This is a genomic window from Pelobium manganitolerans (genome assembly GCF_003609575.1).
Taxonomy (GTDB): domain Bacteria; phylum Bacteroidota; class Bacteroidia; order Sphingobacteriales; family Sphingobacteriaceae; genus Pseudopedobacter; species Pseudopedobacter manganitolerans.
In genome coordinates this window covers 249,431-272,240 of the sequence record NZ_MBTA01000027.1, presented here as the reverse complement: position 1 = coordinate 272,240, position 22,810 = coordinate 249,431, and the positions used below count along the sequence as shown (strand labels likewise).

Annotated in this window: 20 protein-coding genes; 9 read left to right on the top strand and 11 right to left on the bottom strand. The window is 41.9% G+C overall.

The genetic code is table 11. The features are described from left to right. Complete coding sequence (locus tag BCY91_RS14615; protein ID WP_120182780.1) at window positions 1-960, top strand: PorP/SprF family type IX secretion system membrane protein; 960 nt, start codon at window positions 1-3, stop codon at window positions 958-960. Between the two features lie 15 nt (window positions 961-975). On the opposite strand, the gene BCY91_RS14610 is transcribed toward BCY91_RS14615, so the two are convergent. The 3 genes from BCY91_RS14610 to BCY91_RS14600 all read right to left on the bottom strand — a co-directional run bounded on the left by BCY91_RS14610 (window position 976) and on the right by BCY91_RS14600 (window position 4,175). Further along, entirely contained in the window at window positions 976-2,802 is a 1,827-nt protein-coding gene (locus BCY91_RS14610; protein WP_120182779.1) for an ABC transporter ATP-binding protein, read from the bottom strand. Window positions 2,803-2,887: 85 nt separating this feature from the next. Beyond that, entirely contained in the window at window positions 2,888-3,397 is a 510-nt protein-coding gene (locus BCY91_RS14605; RefSeq protein WP_120182778.1) for a hypothetical protein, read from the bottom strand. 1 nt (window position 3,398) lies between these two features. Then, a complete protein-coding gene (locus BCY91_RS14600) occupies window positions 3,399-4,175 on the bottom strand; it encodes an SAM hydrolase/SAM-dependent halogenase family protein (RefSeq protein ID WP_120182777.1) in 777 nt (258 codons plus the stop codon). A 101-nt stretch (window positions 4,176-4,276) separates the two neighbouring features. Here BCY91_RS14600 and BCY91_RS14595 point away from each other — a divergent pair, with 101 nt between their 5' ends. From BCY91_RS14595 to lysA, 6 genes are all read left to right on the top strand, one after another. Next, entirely contained in the window at window positions 4,277-5,245 is a 969-nt protein-coding gene (locus BCY91_RS14595; RefSeq protein ID WP_120182776.1) for a PhoH family protein, read from the top strand. A 107-nt stretch (window positions 5,246-5,352) separates the two neighbouring features. Then, window positions 5,353-6,297 (top strand): phosphoribosylaminoimidazolesuccinocarboxamide synthase, encoded by a 945-nt coding sequence (locus tag BCY91_RS14590; protein WP_120182775.1) that lies wholly within the window; start codon window positions 5,353-5,355, stop codon window positions 6,295-6,297. Between the two features lie 56 nt (window positions 6,298-6,353). Beyond that, a complete protein-coding gene (locus BCY91_RS14585) occupies window positions 6,354-6,731 on the top strand; it encodes an STAS domain-containing protein (RefSeq protein WP_120182774.1) in 378 nt (125 codons plus the stop codon). Between the two features lie 22 nt (window positions 6,732-6,753). Continuing rightward, entirely contained in the window at window positions 6,754-7,665 is a 912-nt protein-coding gene (locus tag BCY91_RS14580) for a ribonuclease Z (protein ID WP_120182773.1), read from the top strand. Between the two features lie 171 nt (window positions 7,666-7,836). Next, on the top strand, window positions 7,837-9,150 hold the full coding sequence (locus BCY91_RS14575) for an aspartate kinase (RefSeq protein ID WP_120182772.1): 1,314 nt from the start codon (window positions 7,837-7,839) through the stop codon (window positions 9,148-9,150). 9 nt (window positions 9,151-9,159) lie between these two features. Continuing rightward, window positions 9,160-10,317, top strand: coding sequence for a diaminopimelate decarboxylase (gene lysA, locus BCY91_RS14570; RefSeq protein ID WP_120182771.1), 1,158 nt, complete (start codon window positions 9,160-9,162; stop codon window positions 10,315-10,317). Window positions 10,318-10,490: 173 nt separating this feature from the next. On the opposite strand, the gene murA is transcribed toward lysA, so the two are convergent. The 5 genes from murA to BCY91_RS14545 form a co-directional block, all read right to left on the bottom strand. Then, window positions 10,491-11,795 (bottom strand): UDP-N-acetylglucosamine 1-carboxyvinyltransferase, encoded by a 1,305-nt coding sequence (gene murA, locus BCY91_RS14565; protein WP_120182770.1) that lies wholly within the window; start codon window positions 11,793-11,795, stop codon window positions 10,491-10,493. A 27-nt stretch (window positions 11,796-11,822) separates the two neighbouring features. After that, a complete protein-coding gene (locus BCY91_RS14560; protein ID WP_120182769.1) occupies window positions 11,823-12,542 on the bottom strand; it encodes a DUF4290 domain-containing protein in 720 nt (239 codons plus the stop codon). A 172-nt stretch (window positions 12,543-12,714) separates the two neighbouring features. After that, complete coding sequence (locus BCY91_RS14555; protein ID WP_120182768.1) at window positions 12,715-13,353, bottom strand: uridine kinase family protein; 639 nt, start codon at window positions 13,351-13,353, stop codon at window positions 12,715-12,717. Then, on the bottom strand, window positions 13,343-14,263 hold the full coding sequence (locus BCY91_RS14550; RefSeq protein WP_245989155.1) for a DPBB and LysM peptidoglycan-binding domain-containing protein: 921 nt from the start codon (window positions 14,261-14,263) through the stop codon (window positions 13,343-13,345). The genes BCY91_RS14555 and BCY91_RS14550 overlap by 11 nt, the downstream gene beginning before the upstream one ends. A gap of 16 nt (window positions 14,264-14,279) precedes the next feature. Further along, entirely contained in the window at window positions 14,280-15,029 is a 750-nt protein-coding gene (locus tag BCY91_RS14545; RefSeq protein WP_120182766.1) for a DUF4905 domain-containing protein, read from the bottom strand. 20 nt (window positions 15,030-15,049) lie between these two features. On the opposite strand from BCY91_RS14545, the gene BCY91_RS14540 reads away from it, so the two are divergent. Continuing rightward, window positions 15,050-16,384 carry an NfeD family protein gene (locus BCY91_RS14540; RefSeq protein WP_120182765.1) on the top strand — a complete coding sequence of 445 codons (1,335 nt, stop codon included), beginning with the start codon at window positions 15,050-15,052 and terminating at the stop codon, window positions 16,382-16,384. Window positions 16,385-16,406: 22 nt separating this feature from the next. After that, the gene (locus BCY91_RS14535) at window positions 16,407-16,889 is read left to right on the top strand and encodes a Dps family protein (RefSeq protein WP_120182764.1); all 483 of its coding nucleotides are present in this window, start codon (window positions 16,407-16,409) and stop codon (window positions 16,887-16,889) included. Between the two features lie 798 nt (window positions 16,890-17,687). On the opposite strand, the gene BCY91_RS14530 is transcribed toward BCY91_RS14535, so the two are convergent. The 3 genes from BCY91_RS14530 to BCY91_RS14520 all read right to left on the bottom strand — a co-directional run bounded on the left by BCY91_RS14530 (window position 17,688) and on the right by BCY91_RS14520 (window position 22,291). Then, on the bottom strand, window positions 17,688-20,531 hold the full coding sequence (locus tag BCY91_RS14530) for a TonB-dependent receptor (RefSeq protein ID WP_120182763.1): 2,844 nt from the start codon (window positions 20,529-20,531) through the stop codon (window positions 17,688-17,690). 34 nt (window positions 20,532-20,565) lie between these two features. Beyond that, window positions 20,566-21,408: a hypothetical protein gene (locus BCY91_RS14525; RefSeq protein ID WP_120182816.1), complete on the bottom strand. Its 843-nt coding sequence runs from the start codon at window positions 21,406-21,408 to the stop codon at window positions 20,566-20,568. 199 nt (window positions 21,409-21,607) lie between these two features. Next, entirely contained in the window at window positions 21,608-22,291 is a 684-nt protein-coding gene (locus tag BCY91_RS14520) for a pseudouridine synthase (RefSeq protein WP_120182762.1), read from the bottom strand. Window positions 22,292-22,810 lie beyond the last annotated feature (519 nt).

The window sequence follows — 22,810 nt, the reverse complement described above, 5'->3', positions numbered from 1 at the left end:
ATGAGAAGATTAATTTGCTGTTTCTTGTTTTTTTCTATTTCTGCTTCTGCGCAGCAAAGGCCCCATTATACGCAGTACTTGCAAAACATGGAGATTTTAAACCCAGCCTTAACGGGCATGTATAAAGCCATGCACGTAAAAATGGGATTCAGAAACCAATGGCTTGGGATGCAAGATGCGCCAAAAACTGTTTACCTAACAGCCAGCACGCCTTTAAATTTGGACGGCAGTTTGTTAACAGCCGGTTCTGCAGATTATGGCATAGAAGAACCTTACACCCGGGCAGACAAGGACGGATATTATGCATCTGATAACCATCATGGATTAGGTATTAGTTTTATAAATGATAATACCGGGCCAATTAACCGCACAAGCGCTAACCTTGCCTATGCCTATCATTTGTTATTGGGAGATGAAGCTAACTTGTCTTTTGGCGCAAGCGGAGGTGTAAGTAGGATTGCTTTAAACACCGCTGATTTGGTTTTTGACGATCCCGACGAACCTTTACTGCGAAATGTAGAAGCAGTTAAGTGGACACCCGATTTAAATGTAGGCTTTTACTTGTATGGGCCACAATACTTTTTGGGAGGCTCTATGCAACAAGTGATTAAACAAAAATTATCTTTTAACGACCTGTACGAGCAAGGCGCCGAAGTATCGCATTATTTTGTAACTGCGGGCTATCGTTTTTTTGTGGGCGAAGACATTTCTTTTACGCCGTCCCTTATGGCAAAAAAAGTTGCACCATTTCCAGTTTCTTATGATGCTAATTTGAAAATAGCATTCAGAAATAATTTTTGGATGGGCGGTTCTTTCCGAAAAAATGATGCTTTCTCGGTATTGGCGGGCTTTACGGTTAATAAAATGCTCGATTTTGGTTACGCTTATGACAGCAACATCTCACAGATTAAAAGCATTAACTCCGGCTCTCACGAGTTTGTTCTGGGTTTAAAATTTTAGCGTTTATTTAAGATGTTATTGAAACTCAAACTGCAAAGAGCTCAAGCGTTTGTAAATTCCGTCTTCCAGTTCAGAAAGTTCTTTATGCGTGCCACTTTCGGCAATTTGCCCTTTATCTAAAACAATAATTTTATCCGCTTCACGGATGGTAGATAAGCGGTGCGCAATGATGATGGAGGTACGCCCTTTCATCAAAATCTCTAGCGCTTCCTGCACTAATTTTTCCGATTCGGAATCTAAAGAAGAAGTGGCTTCATCCAAAATTAAAATGGCCGGGTCTTTCAGTAGCGCACGCGCAATCGCAATCCGTTGCCTTTGTCCGCCCGAAAGCTTAACGCCACGTTCGCCCACAACAGTTTCATAACCTTCCGGGAAACCAGAAATAAAGTTATGCGCATTTGCTTTTTTTGCTGCTTCAGTAATTTCTTCGTCACTAGCGTTTATTTTGCCATAGGCAATATTTTCGCGGATGGTGCCGCCAAACAAAATCACATCTTGGGGTACAATGGCTACCTGGTTTCTAATATCAGTAAGTGAAAGCGAACCGATGGCTTTGCCATCAAACAACACTTGGCCCTTTTGTAAATCATAAAAACGTAAGATTAAGCTGGCAATGGTAGATTTGCCTGCCCCAGACGGCCCAACTATCGCAACCTTTTCGCCGGCTTTGGCCTCAAAAGAAACGCCTTTTAAAACAGCTACATCTTTGCGTGACGGGTAATTAAAGTAAGCGTCTTTAAACGCGACGTTTCCATGAAGCACTTCTTTAATCTGGTTATTTTTTGGGTCGATGGATATGGCTTCGTTTTGTTCGGCCAATATTTCCAAAACCCGCTCAGACGCACCAATAGCTTTTTGAACATTGGCATACATATCGGGGAAGGTTCCCATAGCGGCGCCAACAAAAAATGAATACAATAAATAGGCGATAATGTCACCAACGGAAAGGCTTCCGGCCTCTACCAACAAAGCGCCGTACCATAACACGCCCATGATAGCGCCAAACAAACAGAAGACGATAAAAGAAGCGAAAACACCGCGGTAATTCGCGCCTCTCAAGGCAATTCTCACTACTTCACGTAAGCTCTTATCATAACGTCCTGCTTCATAAGCTTCGCCTACAAAAGCTTTTACGTTAGAAATCCCCTGCAAAGTTTCTTCTACTATCGTGTTAGATTCGGCCAGTTTATCTTGCGCGCTGCGCGATATCTTGCGCAAGGCTTTACCAAAAACTATCCCCGCTACCACAATCACGGGCAAAATGCACAATAAAAACAGCGTAAGTTTAACAGAAACATAAACCAAAATAGCTATACCGCCCACAAATAAAATAATTTGGCGGATCATTTCGGCTAGGGTAGTGGTGAGGGTGTCTTGCACCTGAGATAAATCGGCAGAAATTCTGCTGTTTAATTCGCCCACGCGGCGGTTGGCAAAAAAATTCATCGGCAAGGTAATTAGTTTAAAGTAGGTGTCTCTCCTAATATCTGCCAATGCTTTTTCGGCTACCTCCACAAAAAGCCTGATCCTGAAAAAAGAAACCGAAGCCTGCACAAACAAAATTCCGAAGGCAATTAAACCAATCTCATTTATGGATGCCGGCAAGCCGTATTTAGGTGCTTTATCTACGGCTACATCAATCATTACTTGGATAATTGCCGGAAAAACCAAACCCACCAAACTAGATATAAAAAGGCATACCATGCCCACCGCAAATTTGCCTTTGTAGGGACCTAAGTAGCTTAGCAGGGCGCTAATTTTTTGAAGGTTTTCTTTGTTGATTTTTGATTTGGTGAACTCCTGAGCTGGAGCGGAACTGCTGTTTAATCCGTTTCTGGCCATTTAAATAAGAATCTTTTTAGCAGCGTAACAAATACGCTACCGCAAACAATGGCAGCAAAAGTAGAATAATAAAGCGCTTAGCAAGCTATTTTGCCGAAATTTTACGGTAAACAAACAGAGCAAAGCTGATGATGGCGAGGCCTAGGGCAAAGGCCACCAACTGATAAAACTTTTTGCTGTGTTTAAAGTTTTGGATCTCGGCTTTTAAGCTTTCGTTTTCGGTTTGCAGCTTGTTGATAGTCCGCATGTAGCCCAAATTCCGGCTTTCCGATTCTTTAGACTCAGATACCACCTTTTCCTGTTGGTAAGTTTTAAAATCCAGAAGTGTTTTGGTTTCGCGCAAAATAGAGTTATCCGTTTCGATAATTTCTTTAAGGATATCCATGCTTTTTTGCATGTCTTTTTTGGTTTTTAAACCAAAAATTCCGGTGCGCGAGTTCAGGCTCTCCGTAAACTGGCCATATTTTGCTACGCGCGAATTAAGCATTGTGTTTATTTTGTTGCGCTGCAGTTCGTAGGCTAAACTATCCGGATTTTGTGCGGCACCCGCGCTTAAAGATGCCAGTATCAGAATTAAAAAAGCGAAAGATTTCATCCTATTTAAATTCAATTAAAACCATATCGTTGGCTTTTAAGCCTAAAAGCTTACCAGCTTTGCCTTTATTAATAGCAATTTCTAAATGGTCCGAGATGCCAAATAAACACAGCTTTTCTCCTTCTGGCACTTCATCATAATGCCAGCTTAGCTGGTTAATGGTTTCGCCACGTTTAAAGTGGAGCTCAAATTTGCGCCCCGCCTGCACCTTGGTAAATAAATCTTTGGTGATGTTGGTAATTACATTCTCAAAAGAATCAATAAATATCACACTGCCCTTAATCGTGTTCTGCTCAATTACTGGGCGGAAGTATATCTTCTCTTGAATCTCAAACGTGCGTTCTCCAATTTCTTGCAGCGCCCCGCCTGATGCCAAATGGCAGGCTGCTTTCACAAATATATCTGCTAAAGGGAAATGCAAAAACTTTAAGCTTTGTAAAATGTTAAGCTCCACCACTTCCTGTGGTGCTTCCTCAAAAATCAGCGAAAAAATCCCGTTATCAGAGCCAACAAAAAAGTGGTCGCGGTATTTGATTGCTAAGTATTTGTTAGATGAGCTGTACACCGTATCAATACCTATTAAATGGACGGTATTTTTTGGGAAATAGTGGTAGCAGTTTTTTAAAAGAAAAGCTGCTTTCGCGATGTTGAAGGCATCAATCTCGTGGGTAATATCAATAATATTAACGGTTGGCAAAGCGCTTAGGATACTTCCTTTAAGCGCAGCCTGGTAAAAATCTTTATAACCCAAATCTGTGGTTAAAGTAATTATTGCCATTAATATTTTTAATAATTTTTCTTAATCTTGTATCACGGGATTAGCGCTACAAATATTCAATTTTTAATCCACATTCATATTAGAAACATAAAAACGATACATTGAACGAACTGAAAATTACTTTAGAAACGGTGAATCCGGCAGTGCTTTGGGGACCAAATAATGAGTATTTTGAGTTAATAAAGCGTTCTTTTCCAAAACTTAAAGTAGTTGCCCGGGGTAATGAGGTGAAAGTTTTAGGCGACGAACAGGAGATTATTCAATTTAACACCAAGCTTACCGCCATCATCAACCATCTGGATAAATACCAGAATATCACCAGCAACGATATTGAAGCTTTGCTGGGCGAAAAAGCCGTACAGGCTAGCAAAACCGTAAATGAAGACGGTACAGTGGCTGCTCCATCTGCATCCGAAGTTTTGGTTTACGGCCCCAACGGCATTATGGTTAAGGCCCGCACAGATAACCAAAGGCGCATGGTGGATAGCATCGTAAAAAACGATATTTTATTTGCCATAGGGCCTGCCGGTACCGGTAAAACCTACACCGCCGTAGCCTTAGCAGTGCGTGCCTTAAAAAATAAAGAAATTAAACGCATCATATTAACGCGTCCGGCGGTAGAAGCAGGGGAAAACCTCGGCTTTTTGCCCGGCGATATGAAGGAAAAAATAGATCCTTACTTGCGTCCGCTTTATGATGCTTTGGACGATATGATCCCGGCCGAAAAGCTGAAAACCTATCTGGAAAACCGCACCATTGAAATTGCGCCTTTAGCCTTTATGCGCGGGCGTACGTTGGACCATTGCTTTGTGATATTGGACGAGGCGCAAAACGCTACCGATATGCAACTAAAAATGTTTTTAACACGCATGGGGCCATCTGCTAAATTTATTGTTACGGGCGACGTTACTCAGGTAGATTTGCCTAAAAGACAACAATCGGGTTTATTTAATGCACTGCGCATCCTTAATAATATAAAAGGAATAGATCTTATCTACTTGAGCGGAAAAGACGTGGTGCGCCATAAATTGGTAGTGAAAATATTAGAAGCTTACGGGGATATACAATAAATAATTGATGTGAGATATGAGATATGAGGTCGATTAGGATTTTCAATAGTCTCCATTCTTGAATTTCTGTCTCAAATCTCACGTCTCCTGTCTCAAATTTCAACAAAATGCAATCCATAAAAGAAACAAATTTTAAGTTCCCTAAACAAACTGGCTTTTATAAAGGCAAAGTGCGCGATGTTTATACCATTGATAACCAATATTTGGTGATGGTAGTTACCGACAGGATTTCGGCATTTGACGTAGTATTGCCAGAAGCCATACCGTATAAAGGCCAAGTGCTTAACCAAATTGCAGCCGATTTTTTAGCCGCTACAAAAGATATTGTGCCTAATTGGGTAGTAAATGTGCCGGATCCGAGCGTTACCATTGGCAAAATTTGCGAACCTTTTAAAGTAGAAATGGTGATTAGAGGCTATTTAGCAGGCCACGCTGCACGCGAATATGCTGCGGGCAAACGCGAAATTTGTGGCGTGAAACTGCCCGAAGGTTTAAAAGAAAATGACCGTCTTCCGGAACCTATCATCACGCCAACCACTAAGGCCGCGGTAGGGCATGATGAAGATATATCGCGCGAAGCCATTTTAGAACGTGGCATTGTGAGCGAAGCAGATTACCTTCAACTAGAAAAATACACACGCGCTTTATACCAAAGAGGAACAGAAATAGCCGCCAAACAAGGTTTAATTTTGGTAGATACTAAATATGAGTTTGGAAAAGCAGACGGGGTGATTTATTTAATAGACGAAATTCATACACCAGATTCTTCACGCTATTTTTATAAAGATAGCTATCAGCAATTGCAAGAAAAGGGCGAGCCACAGAAGCAACTTTCAAAAGAATTTGTGCGCCAGTGGCTTATAGAAAACGGTTTCCAAGGGAAAGATGGACAACAGGTACCGTTGATGGACGTAGCCAAAGTGCAATCCATCTCTGAGCGCTATATAGAACTTTATGAGAAAATAACAGGCAGAGATTTTGTTAAGGCAGACGGAGAAAATGTGTACCAACGCGTAGAACAAAATATTTTAAACGCGTTAAAAAGCCTTTAATTATTCTGTTTTATTTTAAAAAGAAAATAAACTAATTTAGAGGATTAAGTTGTGATATGAAATTTACGATAGATAAGCACGAAAAATATGTTTTGGTGAAATTAGAGGAGAACAAACTCAACTCTTTGGTTTCTCCTAAATTGAAGTCAGAACTAATCTTGACAAACACCGAGGGTCAACGGAACATTATTTTGGATATGACGGAGGTGAAATACGCCGACTCTAGCGGTTTAAGCAGTTTGTTGGTAGGCCACCGTTTGTGCAAAAATGCAGAAGGCGTTTTTATTTTAACCGGCATCAACGACGCGGTTTCCAGGTTAATCACCATCTCTCAGCTAGACAATGTAATTACCATTGTACCAAGCGTAGAAGAAGCGATTGATTTAATTTTTATGGAAGAAATTGAAAAAGAATTAAAAAAGGAGAGCAACTGAAACAGCTCTACAAGCACTACCGATGAAATTTGAGGTTACGATTTTGGGCAGTAGTTCGGCAACCCCTATATTTCATAGAAACCCTACTTCTCAGATACTGAACATTAACGATAAGCTTTTGATGATTGACTGTGGCGAAGGTACACAGCAACAAATGCTTCGTTATGGGATAAAGTATCATAAAATAGATCATATCTTCATCAGCCATTTGCATGGCGATCACTTTTTTGGTTTAGTCGGTTTAATTTCATCCATGCATTTAAACGGGCGCACTAAGCCGCTTTACTTGTATGCACCGGCAGAAATCAAGGAAATTTTAGAAATACAATTTAAACATTCTGGTACGCAGCTTAAGTTTCCGATAGAATATCATTTTACCCAAACAAATGAAGCGGAAATTATTTTAGACAACAATGGTTTTACCGTGCAAACCTTTGTGCTTAACCACCGCATCCCGTGCACAGGCTTTATTTTCAGAGAGAAAGAACGTTTGCGCAAAATCAATAAAGCGCTTACAGAGGAGTTAAACGTTCCGCAACAATATTTTCAGCTTTTAAAAAAAGGGATTGATTTTATTGATGAGGCGGGCGTAAGACACAAAGCAAAGGACCTCACCTTTGAACCGGATGTGCCGCGAGCTTATGCCTATTGCTCGGATACGCTGGCCGACGGGAGCTACAACGTGCATTTAGAAAACGTGGATACGCTGTACCACGAATCTACTTTTATGCATGATATGGCCGATAGGGCTAAAGAAACTTTCCACTCTACCGCACGCGAAGCTGCCGAACTGGCAAAATCGCAACACGTTAAAAAACTTTTGATAGGGCATTTCTCTGCCCGCTATCGCGATTTATCGCCTTTATTGTTAGAGGCACGTGAAATTTTCCCCAATACTTTCCTTGCCCAAGAAGGCGAAACGTTTTTAATATAATCACGCTCACGTATCGGGCGAAAGCCAAAATTAGCAGTTGCGTTTTTTACAAAGGCCTCTGCATCGCGCAAAGCAATATAATTGCCTTTTTGTAGCACAAAATCAAAGCCTTTTGCTATTTTAGCGCGCGTTTAAAAACAATATAAAAATCAAAGATTTATCAATTCAAGAATGAAAGTTTTAAAATTCGGAGGAACATCTGTAGGCAGTCCAGAGCGGATGAAAAAGTTGCTGGATATTGTTAATCCGCAAGAGAGGCAGATTATGGTGTTATCGGCGGTTTCTGGTACAACTAATAGTTTGGTAGAAATAGCCCAGGCTTATTTGGCAACGGATAAGGTGAAGGCTGGCGAATTGGTTAAAGCTTTAAAAGATAAGTACGAGGTTTTTATTAAAGAGTTGTTGCAACAGCCCCAATTTTTGGCGCAAGCTAAAGATTTAATCGATTATCATTTTGGTATCCTGGCGGCTTTTGCTAACGATTTATTTACCGCGGTTGAGGAAAAAGTTGTTTTAGCTCAAGGCGAACTGCTTTCTACCACGCTTTACCACATTTATCTGAAAGAAATCGGCGTGCCTTCTGTATTGCTACCAGCACTGGATTTTATGCGCACAGATGAAGATAACGAGCCAATTGTAGATTATATTACAGAGCATTTGCAGCCTTTGCTGGATGCGTCAAAAGACGTAAATCTGTTTATCACGCAAGGTTATATCTGCCGTAACGCTTTTGGCGAGATAGATAATTTGAGAAGGGGAGGCAGTGATTATACCGCTTCTTTAATTGGCGCGGGCATCAAAGCGGAAGAGGTGCAAATTTGGACAGATATTGACGGAATGCACAACAACGACCCGCGTATTGTTAAAGGCACCAAGCCGATTGCGCGTTTGTCTTTTGATGAAGCGGCAGAATTAGCTTATTTCGGCGCCAAAATTTTACACCCACAATCGGTTTTTCCGGCACAGAAGTATAAAATCCCTGTGCGCTTGTTAAACACCATGGAGCCACAGGCTTTTGGTACTTTAATTTCATTAGAAAGCGAAAAAGGAAAAATAAAATCTATTGCCGCTAAAGACGGCATTACCGCTATTAAAGTACAAAGTAGCCGTATGTTGTTGGCTTATGGCTTTTTGCGCCGTGTTTTTGAGGTTTTTGAGCGTTATAAAACGCCGATAGATATGATCACAACATCTGAAGTGGCAGTTTCTGTAACCATTGATGATACCCGTTACCTAGGCGAAATTACCAAAGAACTGAGTGATTTTGGCAACGTAGAAGTAGATGTGAACCAAAGTATCATTTGTGTAGTGGGCGATTTAGGCGCTGGCAGCCACGGTTTCGCATCGCGTGTTTTTGAATCTTTAAAACATATTCCTTTACGGATGATTTCTTACGGTGGCAGCAATTACAATATCTCTTTTTTAGTGAAAACAGACGATAAAGTAGAAACTTTGAGAAGTTTACACAACCGTTTATTTGAATAAAACTAACACATGTTTAATCAAGATATTGTTAACAATTTCCAAAACAAGGAAACACCGTTTTATTATTACGATTTAGAACTGCTAAAACGCACTTTAAAAGCTTGCGCTGATGCAGCCGATAAATATCGCTTCCATGTTCATTTTGCGCTGAAGGCGAATTTTAACAGCCGTGTGCTGCAAACCGTAAAGGATGCAGGTTTAGGCGCCGATTGTGTATCGGGCGGCGAAGTGAAGAAAGCCATTGAAAGCGGTTTTAATGCCCAGCAGGTGGTATTTGCCGGTGTAGGTAAATCGGACCGTGAAATTAATTATGCTTTAGATCAGGATATTTTTGCCTTCAATGTAGAGTCTATCCAAGAGCTTGAGGTAATTAACGAGCTTGCCCGCGCAAAAAATAAAATTGCGAGGGTAGCCATTCGTATTAACCCAAATGTAGATGCGCACACGCACCATTACATTACTACCGGGCTTGATGAGAATAAATTTGGAATTAACTCTTGGGATTTGCAGTCTGTAGCAGATGCATTAAAACAAAGCACAAATCTAAGTTTCTTGGGCATCCACTTTCATGTGGGTTCGCAGATTTTGGACATGAACGTGTTTAAAAGTTTGTGCGTTAAGGTAAACGAAATGCAGGCTTGGTTTGAAGAAAGGGGGATGCCAGTGAAAGTGCTTAACGTTGGCGGCGGTTTAGGCGTGGATTATCATCAGCCAGACACCAACCCAATCGCAGATTTTGAAGCCTATTTTAAAATATTTGCCGACTTTTTAACAGTTAAACCGCACCAGGAAGTACATTTTGAATTGGGTCGTGCGCTGGTAGCGCAGTGTAGCAGTTTAATATCGCGGGTGCTGTACATGAAGCACGGTATCAAAAAGAATTTTGCCGTTTTAGATGCCGGGATGACGGAGCTGATGCGCCCCGCTTTATACCAGGCTTATCATAAAATCGAAAACATCAGTAAGCTAGGGCAACCGGAAACAATGGCATATGATGTTGTAGGGCCTATCTGCGAATCGTCCGACTGTTTCGGTAAAGATGTAAACTTGCCAACAACCCAGCGTGGTGATTTGATTGCTTTACGAACAGCAGGTGCTTATGGAGAAGTAATGGCTTCGGCATACAATTTACGTCCAGATATCAAGCACGTTTATTCGGAAGATTAGTTTGCGTTTGCATAAGTGTTTTAAATCCCGGTTTCTATTGGAAATCGGGATTTTTTACAAAGTTTGAACTAGATACCTTACCTTGTCCGAGCAGGGTCTTTCGCAGAAGACCCTGCGACTTTTGTTTCAACCAATAAAAAAGCCCCAAATTTCTTTGGGGCTTTTTTATTCATTTAAACTCTTCTGATATCAGCGCCAAGCGCTTTTAAACGTGTGTCAATATCTTGGTAGCCGCGTTCTATCTGTTCTATATTATGAATTACGCTTTTGCCCGACGCAGAAAGTGCGGCAATTAATAGGGAAACTCCTGCACGTATGTCTGGCGAAGTCATCTCAATACCTTTTAACTGGTAACGTTTGTCTAAACCAATCACCGTAGCGCGGTGCGGGTCGCAAAGGATAATCTGCGCGCCCATATCAATCAGTTTATCTACAAAAAATAAACGGCTCTCAAACATCTTCTGGTGGATCAGCACAGAACCTTTTGCCTGCGTAGCCACCACCAATAAAATAGAAAGCAAATCTGGCGTAAAGCCTGGCCAAGGCGCATCTGCAACGGTTAATATAGAACCATCAATAAAGGTGTCTATCTCATAGTGTTTTTGTGCCGGAATGTAAATATCGTCGCCACGAAGTTCGAACTGTATGCCTATCCTCCTAAAAACATCGGGGATGATGCCCAGTTCTTGGTAACAAACATCTTTGATGGTAATTTCCGACTCTGTCATGGCAGCTAAACCGATGAAAGAGCCAATCTCGATCATATCTGGCAGTAAACGGTGCTCTGTACCGCCTAAAGCTTCTACGCCTTCAATAGTTAACAAATTAGAACCAATGCCAGATATTTTTGCGCCCATCCGGTTCAGCATTTTGCACAGCTGTTGCAGGTACGGTTCGCAGGCGGCATTGTAAATGGTGGTAGTGCCTTTGGCCAATACCGCAGCCATTACAATATTGGCGGTTCCGGTTACAGAGGCTTCGTCCAATAAAATGAAAGTTCCTTTTAACTGCGTTGCGTCAATGTTGAAAAAGCCGGTTTCTGCATTGTAAATAAACTTTGCGCCTAATTTCTCGAACCCTAAAAAATGGGTATCTAACCTGCGCCGACCAATTTTATCGCCCCCGGGTTTAGGAATGGCCGCCTTGCCAAAACGTGCTAAAAGCGGACCTACAATCATAATAGAACCTCTTAAGCTGCCGCCTTTGGCTTTGAAGGTTTGCGACTGGAAAAAATCGAGGTTAATATTAGCAGCTTTAAACTGATAAGTGTCTTTAGAGATGCGGTTAACCTCAACACCTAAATCGCCCAACAGCTCAATCAGCTTATTTACATCTTTAATATCGGGGATATTGCTGATGGTAACTTGCTCTGGTGTTAAAAGAACGGCAGATAATATTTGTAAAGCTTCGTTTTTTGCTCCTTGTGGGATAATTTCTCCCTTTAAAGGTTTGCCTCCGCGAATCTCAAATGCATTCATATAAAAAGCGCTGATTGATTAGGTGTTTTATTGCTGGTTAGGTCTTCTGTTACCTCCGCCGCCGCCGTTATGGTTGCGCTGGCGGTTTTTATTATTGTTGTTATTGTTTTGCTTGCCCCCGCCTTTGCTCGAGTTTTTTTGCGAGCGGCCGTTGTTGTTATTGTTGTTGCTGTTGGCAGGTTTTAAATCAACTTTTGCTAACACCACATTGCTCACATCCAGCTCACCGTCAGAAAGCTCGGTTAAATCGCTCAAAATTTGGTCATCGGCAACGTGGTCTTTATTCCAAACTACATAGGCCATCTTCATAAAGTTGGCGATAGAGTTGGTCATCTGGTCGCGCTTCTCGGGCTCGGTAATAGCTTTTGCCTTTTTTATCATCAGCTCTACCGTGTGGCCATAGTGTTTAAACTTTATGCGCTTTTGCGGATAGCTAAGCACCTCTGGCTTAAAATTAATTTGCTCTTGCGTTGGGTTCGGGTAAGGCGAATCTACGTCAATCCTGAATTTAGAGATGATTTGCAGATGATCCCAAAGCTTATGCTTAAAATCGGGCACGTCGCGCAAATGCGGATTTAAAAAACCCATCATATCTATAACTACTTGGGCGTAGCGGTTTCTTTCTTCCTTGGTTGGAAGAGCTACAATATACTCGACCATGTTTTGCACATTACGGCCATATTCGGCTAAAATGAGCTTTTCCCTGGAAGTGTTGTAGTCGAAATTGTTTTCTATGTTATTTGTCATTCTTGATGATTGCTGTATTTGCCCGGCCGGATGCCTGCAAAAACAAAAATTTGTGCAAATCTAAAAAAAGCTTTGTGTATTAAATTAAAGCCTAAATATTTTTGTGGAATTATTTATTTCAAAAGCAGTACATAAAGGTATAAAATCCTCAGCAAAAAGCAAACGTGCCTTTTTAAAGCTTTAGCCTTTGCCTCAAGTCTGCCGAGATATTTTCGGTAAAGCTTAAAATATTAGCCAGCTCGTTGCTGTTATTGTCGATGATTACGTCGCATTGCTTGCGGTGCGGCATCAAAAACTGGTTAAAAGCAGGCATTACGTGGTTTTCCCATTTGTACATCACATCCTCGTGCGAGTAGCCACGTTCCACCAAATCACGCTTAAGCCTTCGTTCTAAAGCTATTTCTGCCGTGGCGTCAATAAATATCCGGTAATCAAAAATTTCATTGATCTTTTTAAAATGATAAATAAAAAGACCTTCCAAAATTAAAATGGGCGCCGGTTGTATGGTAAGCAGTTTGGCTTGCGCTTTAGGATTGTTAAAGGTGTATTCTTGTTTCCGAACGGTTTTGTAACTTAACAAGTCAAAAACGTCTTGCTCAAATTGCTCTACTTCAAAGCAGGTAGGCAAATCAAAATTGTGCAGGCGGTTTTCTTCGGGCGTCATAGGCCCTTGCGGGATATAGTAATCGTCTTGCGATACCAAACAAACCTCTGCCGGCGTAAAATGGTTTAAAAAAGCGTTTAAAAAGAAGGTTTTTCCCGAGCCGCTTCCGCCGGCCACACCAATAACATAGGGCTTTTTATTGCTCATTCGGCATCCCAAAAGTAATGTTTACCAAAAATCTTTTGTCCAAAGCGCCTATGGCTTCTGCACATGATTTGGTAACCACAATAATTACGTCTTTGGTGGTTTCATTCTCTGTAAAACGTCCTACAACCTTGGCAAAAACGCTGCGGTTGGTCATGGGGTTGGTTACTTTCACAATAGTGCCTACCGGTGCCACGCGGTGCAAAGCGTAACTTTTTGAGGCGTCTAAATTATTGTCGTCTATCCAAACCGCCAAGCCTTTATCGTTCATTTCGGTAATGCCATAACGGTTTTTAGGTATAGCGATGCCTTGCGAATCGGTAGAGTCCATATAACGGATGCGGTTAGGGTTTTGTGCTATGGTTTCCGTTTTCTTTTCTAACACAACGGGCTTTCCCTGCTCGTTTTTTTGGACTACCGGATTAAGGCTTACGGCCTCACTACTGATTACTTTTAAGTTTTGCCCTACGCTTAAGCTGTTGCTTTTTAAGTTGTTCAATAGCTTTAAATCATCCACACGCATATTGTATTTGCTGGCAATGGCGTAAAGGGTTTCGCCGGCCGCTACTTTGTGTGTAATCTCTTTTTTAGCATTGCTGTCTGTTTTAGGTGGCGAGCTAAAAGTTACCGGTTTACTGCTAAAAGCTTGCTCGGTAGGGATTTTTACGATATTGCCTGGGTGCAAAGCGATGTTTCCGTTAAAGTCCATAATCTTCGCCGGACTAACATTATACAACCTGCCCAGGGCGTAATAGGTCTCTTTAGTTTCAACTTTATGTAGGATGATTTTTTTTCCGTTGATGTTTTCAACTCCGATGGAGTCTCTGAGCGAAGCGGCAAATAAACCCGGGCTAAGCAGCATCAAAAAAAAGAACATTAGATTTTTAGTGGTCATGAAACAGCAATTATTCATGTTAAAAATTTTGCAATTATACGAAATATGTCACAATCTCCGACTTGTTTTTTAGGTACACCAGCCGGTTGTGCCATACAAAAAACGTATCAAAACTCAATTTTTGTATCTCGCTATTCATAATTTCTTGTAACAAAAGCTGTCCATTTTTTTGCACCTCAATTAATTGCTTGTAAGCGTTGTTGTTAGGCTCAAAAAAAGAAGTAATGGTTAAATTATGGTAGTTTAAAACATAACGTGTATCTAAAATAGCGCTACCCTGTAACATTTTGGGGAGCAAAATATCGTTACCTAAATAAGTAAAGTTGTTGATGTCTTTGGTTTCGATGTTTTGCAGAAGAACGCCGGTTTGAGCGTTTAGCAAAACAAATTTGCGAGGCAATAGGCGGGCATCATAAGCAATAATTCCTTCATTAGTAAAAGCTTGCAGGCCTACGCTAAAATTTTGCCAAACAGTAGCTTTAGTGCTTAAATCCATGGCTACTATCCCTTTTTGCACCGGCGAAAACTCGGACTCTAATCCGGTGAAATATAAAATGCCTTGGTGCACCGTATGGATGTTTAGTTGCCAATCTGGAGGGAAAGCATAAGCATCTAAAAGAAGTTGTTTGTTTATAAAATCATAAGCATAAAAAGTAATGCTTTTATCGGCTTTGCGGCATTCCCACACCATAATGTCCTGCGCCTCATCTAAAATAATTTTCCAAATTATGCCCTCAACTTTTAAGGAGTATGCCAGCTTTAAGCTATCTTTATTTGCAATCATGATTTTCAAAACTAGTAAATATGAATTTTATTAAATACCTATGCCTTTTTTTATTGCTTAGTGGCGGCCTGCAAACCTTTGCCCAAACGCAAGTTTATCAGCTTAACCTAAAAAACGAAATTAATCCGGCTGCTTGGCGTGCTACCCAAAAAGCTTTTGCCAATGCCCAGGCCAGTGGCGCCGAAGTGCTGTTAATTGATATGAACACCTATGGCGGGATGTTGGATTATGCCGACTCTATCCGCACTAAAATTTTAAACAGCAAGCTAAAAACCATTGTTTTTATAGATAACAACGCAGCATCTGCGGGTGCTTTAATTTCTATTGCTTGCGATAAAATTTACATGAGCAAAGGCGCTACTATTGGCGCTGCCAGCGTGGTGAACGGGCAAGGGGAGGTGCTGCCAGAGAAATACCAATCGTACATGCGAGGGTTGATGCGTACCACGGCCGAAAGTAAGGGGCGCGATCCTAAAATAGCAGAAAGCTTTGTGGACCCCGTTGTAGCCATCCCGGGATTGGTAGAAAAAGGTAAAGTACTAACCTTAACCACCGCAGAGGCTATAAAATATGGCTATTGTAACGGCGAGGCAAGTTCTGTGGAGGATGTTTTACAGCAAGAAGGCATCAATGATTTTAGCAAAAACGTGTACGTGCCTAGCCCCATGGATCATATCATCGGTTTTTTAACCAGTCCTGCGGTAAGCAGCATTTTAATTTTGTTGATGATGGGCGGCATTTATTTTGAACTACAAACGCCCGGAATAGGCTTCGCATTATTGGTAGCGGTAGTAGCCGGATTGCTGTTTTTTGCTCCGCTGTATTTAGAGGGCTTAGCCGATAACTGGGAGATTTTGCTATTTGTGGTGGGGATTGGGCTGCTGGTGTTAGAGATATTCTTTATCCCCGGATTTGGAATATTTGGCGTAGCCGGGATTGTGTGCATTGTGGTTGGCTTGGCCATGAGTTTGATATTAAACGACTTTTTTGATTTGAGCGTGAGCGGTAGCGAACGCGTAGTACAATCATTTTTAATTGTACTTGGCTCTATCATCGGTTCTATATTTTTATCGGTGGTGTTTGGGGGCAATATTTTACGTTCCCGCGCCTTCCAGCGTTTGGTTTTGCAAGACGAACAGAAAGCCACCCAGGGCTATCAGGTTAATAAACCCCAGTTTGAGCTGTTGGGCAAAAAAGGCTTTGCTAAAACGGACCTGCGGCCCTCTGGTAAGATAGAGATTGACGGCGAATGGTACGAAGCGGTTTCTAATGACGGCTACATCGAAAATGGAACAGATATTGTTGTATCTAAAATTGAAAACTACAACCTAATTGTACGCAGGTTTAGTTCATAAAACAACATACAAAAACAATATTATGGCAGTAAATAAAATTGGGTTAAAAGACAAACCCGTTATCGAATTAGCAGATCATTTAAATATTTTATTGGCAAATTATCAGATTCATTATCAAAAAGTTAGGGGTTGCCACTGGAATGTAAAAGGCCACCATTTTTTTGATTTACATGTTAAATTTGAGGAATTGTACAACAATGCACAGCTAACTATTGACGAGCTTGCCGAGCGCATTTTAACTTTAGGCAAAGCACCGGTAGCGACCTATGCAGAATACATCAAAAACTCTAGCATTAAAGAAATTACAACAGAAGGCTTATCTGAAGAGAAAATGGTGGAAGCTATTTTGTCCGACTTTAAACAGCTAATTGAGCTGGAGCGCGAAGTTATTGAAAACGCCACCGAAAATGCAGGCGATGAAGGTACAGCCGACATGATAATCGGTTTCTTAAGATTTAAGGAAAAAACCAGCTGGATGTTTAGAGCTTGGACCGGTAAAAACTAGTAATCTACCTTTTTGATCTATCTATAAGGGGCTGTCTTTTAAAAGGGCAGCCTTTTTTGTTTGTTAGGTGGTAGGTGTTTGTTTGTTGGATGGTTAGGTGTTAGTTGGTTAGGTTCTCGTGCGGGTTTGTTGGATGGTTGCGGGGTTAAAGAAAGTGGGAGAGCAACGTATGTATGCTGCTGATGTTTTAAGCCAACGACTAAGTGTTGCGATTGTAAATATGTCTTCAGCTGTACGCTTTTGTCAATATTAGTCATCCAATGTCATGGTTTGTCATTGCTTGTCGTCCAATGTCGTGGTTTGTCTAAGTTTGTCACAGCGTATTTTAGGAATATTCGATCGCTCGTCCTGTAGTGGTCCTGTGGTGGTCCTGTAGTGGTTCTGTAGTTGTGCTGGGTGGCGAGCAAGGCTAAAGGAAAAAGGCGTAAGGTATAAGGGAAAGGTGGCGAGCTAAAAGGCTTAAGCATAAAGGTGTAAGGCTTAAGCATAAAGGTTTAAGGTGAAAGGTGTAAGGCCCCAGCTAGCGCTGGTTTATAACAGTGTTTATTTTGGGTTTTTGGACAAGCGTGTTAGCGAGTCATAGCCTCTTCTCCATTATTTAATCCGGAGAGACGCTCCGCTTAACTCTCCGGACAGCGATGGTGGCAAGCTATAAGGCTTATGGAAAAAGGTGTAAGGCTTAAGAAGCTTGCAAGTTCTCATATCTCAAATCTCCCATCTCAAATCTAAACTTTCAGTAAGGAGCAAGGTAGAGGCGCTTGCAAGGTCTCCCGTCTCATATCTCAAATCTCCCATCTCTTAATAAAAACTTCCGTCACCGCGTCTTCTTATATCCCTTCCGCCTCTGCCTACTGCGCCGGTCCATTTTTGCAGGTTCATGCTTAGGTTAAGCATCACGTAGCGGCTATTAGGGTTGGTTACTATCTCGGTAAAACCGTATTCGCTGGTGCTGCGGTTAATAAAGTTATTTTGGTTAAGCAAATCATAGGCTCTTAGCTGTAGCGAACCCTTGTTTTTAAACACGCGCATCTGCAACATGGTATTAATTACAAAAGGATTATTGGTTACGTTGGTGCCAATGCCGCTTACAAAGTTTTTGCTTAGGGCATAGCCAAACTGCAGGTTTTTAGTGAAATAAATATTGCCATCTAAACTTAAAGCCCATACTCTTTGCAAAATATTTCTGCCGATAGAGTAGTTGGTTTTGTTAAAATCAAAAGATACGTAAGGGTTAATCTCCAACCAATCATTAGGGTTTATGCGCGGACCAAAACTTTCTTTAAAGCCCCAAGTATCAGAAAAGGTTTTAATGTTGTTGCTCATCGCTACTCTTCTGCTTTTATCAATACTGCCACTTAAAGAAAGGTTATATTTACGATCTGCACTCTGTTTAGAGATGCTGTAATCCACACTTTGGTTATTGCTTCCGCTGATGTTGATATAGCGCAATTCGCTCTTTTTACTGCCATAAGCATCCGGAATAATCACCGTATTGCTGGTAACTTGGTTTTCTATAAAAGAAGAGTTGATGCGCAGGTTGTAGTTAAAACGCGAATTTGGCAGGTAATTGCCGTACTGGCCCACCACAGAATGCGTAAAAGCGGCTTTCAAATCTGGGTTACCCACCACTGGTCTTTGTGGGTTAGATACATCGCGCACCGGCTGTATCTGGTCAAAATTTGGTTCGCTGGCGTTACCGCGATAGTAAACGGATAGAGCATGTGTACTGGACCATCTCACCTGAAAGCGCGCTATCGGGATCAGCTTAAAATAATCTTGATCTGTTTTGGTACCTAAGCTTACTTTTTCGCCTACCAAAGAGGTGTTTACACTGGTAATACCCAAAGAAAAGCTGTATTTGCTGCGGTTATCGCCATACTTATAGTTTACCGAGTTACGATACTGCGTAAAGAAATAATCGAACACGTTACTTAAAGAATCAACCACGCTACGGGTGCCGTTTAAAGCAATATTGCTGGTATAGCGGGCATTATCATAACCGCGGCGCTCCACGTTCGAGTTAAACTCTAAACGCGACATGGCGCCCAAAGGCTCGGAGTAAGTTAAGCTTCCGCGATAGTTTTTTTGGTCGTTGTCTGTATTAATGGCGCGGTTTACGATAGAGTCTTTAAGTACAGTATTGGTATCGTCCAGATAATAGCGGATGGTATTGTTCTGTATCGATTCGTTGTCGTTTATGCGCGAGCCCAACGTAAGTTCTGCAGAAAAAACACGTCCGGGTTTACGCAACCACAGGTGCTGGTAGGCGATGGTTCCGTCTATATTGGGCGTTTTGTTGCTATTGCTGCTGTTGTTAAACTGGTCTTGATGGATAAAACCGGTTTGCAACGAAGTTGAGGTGTTGCGCGAACTGGTATTTGATAAATTGATATTTGGCCTAAACTGTATAAAATTGGCGCTGTCGATATTATACTCAATCTCGAAATTGATATTGTGCGAGCCACCAAAGTTCAGGTTATCAGCATTCCGTTTGGTAAAAGTAGTTTGCCTTACGTCGTTACTGTCAATGGTGCTCATTTCCGAGTAGCTGTCTGTAAGCGTGTTGTTATCGTTGTAGTTGTAGGCATAATTCGCTAAGAACTCTACTTTACTGCCAAATTTATCCCGGTAAGTAAAAGAAGGGCGGGTTCTTAAGCTTTCGCCGCCAGAGGCATTCCCGCTTCCGCCACCGCCAAATCCGCTGCCGCTACGCCCCCCACGGTTACCGCCGCCGCCTAAACGGCCAATGCTGCTGTTGCCACCGGCTATACCGTTTGGCGTTTGCATAAAAGTTCCGTTAAACGTAAGGGTTTGGTTCATGTTTATCCGGGTAAGGTTGGCACTGGCTTCGGCCTGGTTTAATGTTCCGGCACCAAAGTTTAGCCTTGCCATATTACCTACAGATTTAGATGCTTTTGTGGTGATGTTTAAGATTTTTGAAGGGTCGCCGTCTTTAATGCCGGTGCGGGCTGCGGTATTTCCATAATCATCTACAATCTGTATTTTCTCCACAATTTCGGCAGGCAAGTTTTGCACGGCAGTGGCTACGTCGCCACCGTAAATTTCTTTGCCGTTTAGTTTTGCTTTGGTAATAGCCGTCCCGTTTACGGTTAAAGAGCCGTCGTTACCTACTTCCATGCCCTCCATTTTCTGCAAAAGCTCATCAACCGTTGCGCCTGCCCGCACCACATAATCATCGGCTCGGTACTCAATGGTGTCTGTTTTGTAAACGATAGACGGGGTGCCGTTTACAGTAACGGCATCTAACATGCGGGTATCTTCTTTTAAAACAATCGGGTCCAGCGTTAGGCGCGGGGTAGCATCGTTATACTTGCCCGAAATTACTTTGCCGGCATAACCAATAGAACTTACGCTTAAAGTAAACACCCACGATTTTACGTTGCGGAATACGAATACCCCATCTTCATTGGTGCTGGTACGCATGGTGTCTGCAGATGAAGTTAAAGTGACAGTAGCGCCAATAACTCCTTGGTTTGTAGAGTCTTTTGCTATTCCGTTAACCTGTCTTAGCGGCAGTGGCTGCGCTTTTGCCTGTGCAAAAGATTTGTTGCTAAAAAGCAAAGCGATTAAGAAAAAACAGGCAAAGACTGTCCCTACCAACTTTATGTAAAGTTTTTTCATGTTTTATTTTAACGATAAAATTTTCTTTGAATAATTATTTAGCCAACGTGTATTTGCCCCAGAAATCAGTTGGGGTCATCATGTCCTGAAAGTTAAAACCCCCACGCATTCCACCACCTCCGGGCGCACCGCCTCCAAATCCGCCGCCTCCGCCTCGGTTGCCACCAAAGTTACCGCCACCACCAAAGTTGCGCATCTCCAATCCGTTCACTTTAATGTTATAACCAAAGCTATCGCTAATGCCATCGGGGATAAGCTCTAGCGGAATGCAAAGCTCGTAGGTATAAACACCATCTTTACTTAGTTTGGCAACTGCCTTAATGCTATACTCGTTGTAAACAGAAACAGAGCTATCGGCCACGCCTTTAAAGCCAAAAACTTTAATGTCTTTAGCTAAATCCAACTGCTTCTGCATCATGGCGTGTTGCATAGAATCGCGTTGCTCTTGCGTCATCTGCTGAAAAGATCCAAAACTACGTCGGCCGCCGCCACCCATAGCTGCCCGTCGGCTGGTCTGTGTAATTGCCGGATAAGTTAGGCTTAGCACTTCTTTTGTTCTTTTTTTACCATCGGCATTAATGCTGAAGGTGATGCCTCCCATCATAATTTTGCGCGTGGTATTTATGTCAGATGCCTGCATCACCACATAAAGTTTTTTATCATCATTAGCAACGCTGTAAGCTAAACCGGTACTCTTGTTAAATGCCTTTAAGGGGCTTTGCCAATCTTTGGCGTCGCCATCTATTTTAACGGTGTTCGCTTTTAGGTTGCCGTCTTGCACATCGGGCTGTTTTTGCGCAAAGACACTACCGCTACATAAAATAGCCGTAATAAGCAGTGTGCTAGCCAAACGGGAGCTAGGGGTTAATTTGTTCATTATGTTGGATTTTTTTGGAGCATTCATCGCCGTTGTTTTTTAAAACCAGTGCGCTAACTGCGCTTGTTTGATGTTTGTTTTTTTACAGCAACAAAAATAGTTTTTGTTAGGCAAGCAAAAATTAAATGATACAAGATTGAATAATAGTGCTACAAAAGCACTTAAAAAATCGATGAAAAAGCCAGATGAATTGTCGGCTCTACAATTTAAAGCCCATCAGCTGGCACATGCGTAAAAATTCTGGCTGAGGCCTAGCCAAATAGTTTACCCATTGTTTGTTGATAGGGTGGGCGAAACTGAGCGAAGAAGCGTGCAACAACATGGTATCCATTTGCCAGTTGGTTTTAAAAAACTTGTTCTGTTTATTGCAACCGTGGGGTCTGTCGCCTATAATAGGATGGTTGATGTGGGCAAAGTGCTTGCGTAGCTGGTGCATACGGCCGGTTTGCGGACTGGCTTCTACCAACGAATAGCGCGAGGATGGATGTTTGCCGAAGGCAATAGGCAGTTCTGCCCTCTGCAAAGTTTTAAAAGCGGTAAAAGCATCCTGTAGCACGCCGTTCTCTTTTAATAATGGATAGTCTATTTCGCCTTCATCAGGCGCAAAGCCCCGCACAATAGCCAGGTATTTTTTGGTGATTTTATTCTCTCTAAAGAGTGCCTGCAATTGCTGATTGGTTTCGGCATTTAACGCAAACAGCAACAAACCGCTTGTTTTACGGTCCAGCCGATGTGCAGGCCACACGTTTTGCCCCAGTTGGTTACGTAAAAGCTGTAAGGCAAACTCTTCGGCATCTCGCGCTATGGGCGATTGATGCACCAACAGTCCGTGAGGTTTATTGATGAGCACTAAATCTGCATCTTGATGTACGATTTCGAGCATTTGCGAAGCTGTTATTTTTGCGCGAAGTTAATGTTATGCAGCGGATTTGCTTTGTTTATTGTGCTTTGCTTTTGCGATAAATCAGGGTCGTGCCTATTGAAGTACGAGGTTTTCTATGGCAGTTGTTGCGGTTTTGCGTGTTTTGGACGGGATGCTTTAGAGCGCTTTTGTTGAAGCCTCCTTATTTTTTAGGGTGCGTTTTCGGACAAAAATAAGGTTAGGTTTACTGAGATTAGGAGCGAAATTTGGTCGTTTTTATTATGTTTACCCATTACAAGAGGGCACTTGTATATCTTGCAGCGTATAGCTTTCTAAAGGGCAAAAAAAGCAATTTAGGCCTAATCCTCTAAAAAAACTATTTCCTAAAGGCGCGCTGCCGAACTTTGCTGGGTTTTGCCGGACTTTGCCGAGTTTTGCCACATTTTTGCACTTTTCTTCGAGACTTCTTCGAGACCGCTTCGAGAAATGCCCCCATTTTCTCGAAGGATTCCCGAATGAGGGCGGGAGGGGGTTGGGGAA

Coding starts and splice junctions, on each gene's coding strand:
- BCY91_RS14545 (WP_120182766.1), bottom strand. CDS start 15,029: ATGATTGCAAATAAAGATAGCTTAAAGCTGGCATACTCCTTAAAAGTT.
- murA (WP_120182770.1), bottom strand. CDS start 11,795: ATGAATGCATTTGAGATTCGCGGAGGCAAACCTTTAAAGGGAGAAATT.
- BCY91_RS14600 (WP_120182777.1), bottom strand. CDS start 4,175: ATGGCAATAATTACTTTAACCACAGATTTGGGTTATAAAGATTTTTAC.
- BCY91_RS14525 (WP_120182816.1), bottom strand. CDS start 21,408: ATGAACAAATTAACCCCTAGCTCCCGTTTGGCTAGCACACTGCTTATT.
- BCY91_RS14560 (WP_120182769.1), bottom strand. CDS start 12,542: ATGACAAATAACATAGAAAACAATTTCGACTACAACACTTCCAGGGAA.
- BCY91_RS14590 (WP_120182775.1), top strand. CDS start 5,353: ATGCAATCCATAAAAGAAACAAATTTTAAGTTCCCTAAACAAACTGGC.
- BCY91_RS14610 (WP_120182779.1), bottom strand. CDS start 2,802: ATGGCCAGAAACGGATTAAACAGCAGTTCCGCTCCAGCTCAGGAGTTC.
- BCY91_RS14530 (WP_120182763.1), bottom strand. CDS start 20,531: ATGAAAAAACTTTACATAAAGTTGGTAGGGACAGTCTTTGCCTGTTTT.
- BCY91_RS14520 (WP_120182762.1), bottom strand. CDS start 22,291: ATGCTCGAAATCGTACATCAAGATGCAGATTTAGTGCTCATCAATAAA.
- BCY91_RS14535 (WP_120182764.1), top strand. CDS start 16,407: ATGGCAGTAAATAAAATTGGGTTAAAAGACAAACCCGTTATCGAATTA.
- BCY91_RS14575 (WP_120182772.1), top strand. CDS start 7,837: ATGAAAGTTTTAAAATTCGGAGGAACATCTGTAGGCAGTCCAGAGCGG.
- BCY91_RS14585 (WP_120182774.1), top strand. CDS start 6,354: ATGAAATTTACGATAGATAAGCACGAAAAATATGTTTTGGTGAAATTA.
- BCY91_RS14605 (WP_120182778.1), bottom strand. CDS start 3,397: ATGAAATCTTTCGCTTTTTTAATTCTGATACTGGCATCTTTAAGCGCG.
- BCY91_RS14580 (WP_120182773.1), top strand. CDS start 6,754: ATGAAATTTGAGGTTACGATTTTGGGCAGTAGTTCGGCAACCCCTATA.
- BCY91_RS14555 (WP_120182768.1), bottom strand. CDS start 13,353: ATGAGCAATAAAAAGCCCTATGTTATTGGTGTGGCCGGCGGAAGCGGC.
- BCY91_RS14615 (WP_120182780.1), top strand. CDS start 1: ATGAGAAGATTAATTTGCTGTTTCTTGTTTTTTTCTATTTCTGCTTCT.
- BCY91_RS14550 (WP_245989155.1), bottom strand. CDS start 14,263: ATGAATAATTGCTGTTTCATGACCACTAAAAATCTAATGTTCTTTTTT.
- BCY91_RS14540 (WP_120182765.1), top strand. CDS start 15,050: ATGAATTTTATTAAATACCTATGCCTTTTTTTATTGCTTAGTGGCGGC.
- lysA (WP_120182771.1), top strand. CDS start 9,160: ATGTTTAATCAAGATATTGTTAACAATTTCCAAAACAAGGAAACACCG.